This window comes from Nitrobacter winogradskyi, from assembly GCF_006539545.1.
Taxonomy (GTDB): domain Bacteria; phylum Pseudomonadota; class Alphaproteobacteria; order Rhizobiales; family Xanthobacteraceae; genus Nitrobacter; species Nitrobacter winogradskyi_A.
Genome location: NZ_BJNF01000022.1, coordinates 1 through 2,610, shown reverse-complemented (window position 1 = coordinate 2,610; position 2,610 = coordinate 1). Strand labels below are relative to the sequence as shown.

The window sequence follows — 2,610 nt, the reverse complement described above, 5'->3', positions numbered from 1 at the left end:
GGCCGCTCTAGGGCCTTTCCGCTTCTGATAGAATCAGAAGCGGGGCTCTATGATTTTGTTTTGACGCGTTTTCTTTACGCGAACAGGTCATCCACTTCGCTCGAAAACGCTATAAGTCTCTGACTACTCTTCGGGCTCGGTGGTGAACAGCAGCGGAAAGCCCATGCTGCGCCCGGCGTCGGTGGCGCGGGTTGCCTTGGTCTCCGCGATGTCCCTGGCGAACACGCCCACCACGCAGGAGCCGAGCCGGTCAGCGGTGATCATCACCTTATGCGCCTGGCCATCCGTCATGTTGAATTCGGCCATCAACACCGCCACCACGAATTCGCGCGGCGTGAAGTCGTCATTGTGGAGGATGACCTTGTACAGGCGCGGCCGTTCGATTTTGTTTTCGGCCTTTGTTCGCGGCTTGACGGCGATATCGCTCATGTCGGCTGCCCTTGGAGCACGCTTCTGATTGAGTCATTTGACGCGGTTTTCCCGCGAACCGGATTCCATCGTCGGGCCAAGCCCGCGGACATGCTTCGCTCGGGAACGCTACGGGTTCTCACGGCTGAACCTTAACGCCGGCGTACGAATTTCGCGACCAGTTCGACATGCGGCGAATGCCGGAACTGGTCGACCGGCGTTACGGCCTCCAGACTGTAGCCGCCGTCGATGAGAATGCGCGCGTCACGCGCAAACGTCGCCGCGCTGCACGACACCGCGACGACGACGGGAATCCTGCTGGTTGCGAGATGTTTGCTCTGCGTCTCTGCGCCCTGCCGGGGTGGGTCGAATATGGCGGCGTCGATGTCGCGCAGTTCCTGCGCCACCAGCGGACGGCGGAACAGGTCGCGGGACTCCGCCTTGATCGGCTTCAGCCCGGAGGCGGTGTCCGCGGCCTTTTGCAGCGCCGTCACCGCCGCCGTATTGCTGTCGAAGGCTGTGACCCGCGCCCGAACCGCGAGCCGCAGCGCGAACGGGCCGACGCCGCAGAACAGATCGGCGATATGCCTCGCCTTGCCGCAATGCGCGGCGACCAGCGCCGCCAGCGTTTCCTCGCCTGCCACGGTCGCTTGCAGGAATGAACCCGGCGGCAGGACAAGCCGGGCCGCGCCGATCTCTATCACCGGAGCCGCGCGCATCAGCACCAGTTCGCCGTGGCGGGTCAGCCGCGCCAGCCAATGCACCTCCGCGACGCGCGAGAGTGTCGCGATCAATGCGGGCGGCAATTGCCCGGAACCGCGAACGTCGACATCGAGGCCATTACGGGTCGCTGTCACCTGGATATCGAGCGGCTTGTTCGCAGGCTTCAGCGCCATGGCCAGTTCGCGCGCGGCGTCAATCGCGCCGTGAAGGGCGGGATCGAGCACCGGGCAGGCGTCGATCGGCACGATGGCATGGCTGTTCGGCGCGGCGAAGCCCACGCGCAGCTTGCCGCCATCGCTCCGGGCATGGAGGGTGATCCGCCTGCGGCCGGCGCCATGAGCGTCGATGAGGTCGTCCACGTTACAATCGATGCGGGCCAGCGCCAGCGTGTCGATCACGATCCGCCGCTTCCAGGCGCGGTATTCTTCCGGCCGCCAGTGCTGGATCGCACAGCCCCCGCATGCGCCAAAGTGAGAACAGAACGGAGCGATGCGATCCGGGCTCGCCGCTTCGATGCGGAGGAGGCGCGCGCGGCCGGCGTCGCCGTCGAGCGGTTCGATCTCTACGGTTTCTCCGCCCAGTGCATAGGGGACATAGACGTTGCCTCTATCGGTCCGGGCGACGCCATCGCCGCGATGGCCGACGTGATCGATGGTCACGCGCTTCGTGCCGCCGATTTGAAGGTTCTGCCTATCCACGGCGGGCGCCGAGGAAGAATTCGATGTTGCCGTCGCCGCCCGGGATCGAGGACGGGAAAATCTCGATATGGCTGCATCCCAGCGTCGCCGCGAAGGCGGCGATATCGTCGCACACCGCCCGATGCACCGCCGCGTCGCGGACGATGCCTTTCCTGATCGCGGCGCGCGGCGCCTCGAATTGCGGCTTGATCAACGCCAGCAGGTGCATCGGCGCTGCCGCCAGCGCCAGCGCCGCCGGCAGGATGGCTTTCAGCGAAATGAAGCTTGCATCCATCACCACCACGTCCGGCCGCTGGGGCAGCCGTTTGCCCTCCAGCGAGCGGATATCGGTGGACTCCATCGACACCAGCCGGGGATGGCCGCGCAGGCTCGGATGCAGCTGATCGCGGCCGACATCGACGGCGAACACCAGCGCCGCGCCCTCGCTCAGCAGCACCTCGGTGAATCCTCCGGTCGAGGCGCCGACATCAAGGCAGACATGGTTCTCGATTTCGATCGGATACGCCGCGAGCGCGCCGGCCAGTTTCACGCCGCCGCGTGATACGTAGGGGTGCGCGGGTTGCGCTTCGATCGCGGCGCTGACGTCAACCGCCTCGGAAACCTTTGTCACCGGCTTTCCGTCGGCGGTCACGAACCCGGCCTCGATCGCGGCTTGAGCCCGCGCCCTGCTCTCGAACAGTCCGCGCTCGACCAGCAGGACGTCGGCGCGCCTGCGGGCGCGGGGTTCGGTCTTGTCGCGCTTCGCCATGGTGATCTCAAAACCCTAGATCACGATGGTTTT

The 2,610-nt window shown here is 65.6% G+C and carries 3 protein-coding genes; all 3 read right to left on the bottom strand.

What is annotated here, in order from left to right; translation table 11 throughout:
* Positions 1-123: 123 nt before the first annotated feature.
* Positions 124-429 (bottom strand): ATP-dependent Clp protease adapter ClpS, encoded by a 306-nt coding sequence (gene clpS, locus NWI01_RS04590; protein WP_141382758.1) that lies wholly within the window; start codon positions 427-429, stop codon positions 124-126.
* A 131-nt stretch (positions 430-560) separates the two neighbouring features.
* Positions 561-1,829: a class I SAM-dependent RNA methyltransferase gene (locus tag NWI01_RS04585; protein WP_244613640.1), complete on the bottom strand. Its 1,269-nt coding sequence runs from the start codon at positions 1,827-1,829 to the stop codon at positions 561-563.
* Positions 1,822-2,577 carry a TlyA family RNA methyltransferase gene (locus tag NWI01_RS04580; RefSeq protein ID WP_141382757.1) on the bottom strand — a complete coding sequence of 252 codons (756 nt, stop codon included), beginning with the start codon at positions 2,575-2,577 and terminating at the stop codon, positions 1,822-1,824. The genes NWI01_RS04585 and NWI01_RS04580 overlap by 8 nt, the downstream gene beginning before the upstream one ends.
* Positions 2,578-2,610: the final 33 nt, after the last annotated feature.

Bases quoted from the DNA above. Each gene is read 5' to 3' on its own strand.
- clpS (WP_141382758.1), bottom strand. From the start codon at position 429: ATGAGCGATATCGCCGTCAAGCCGCGAACAAAGGCCGAAAACAAAATC.
- NWI01_RS04580 (WP_141382757.1), bottom strand. From the start codon at position 2,577: ATGGCGAAGCGCGACAAGACCGAACCCCGCGCCCGCAGGCGCGCCGAC.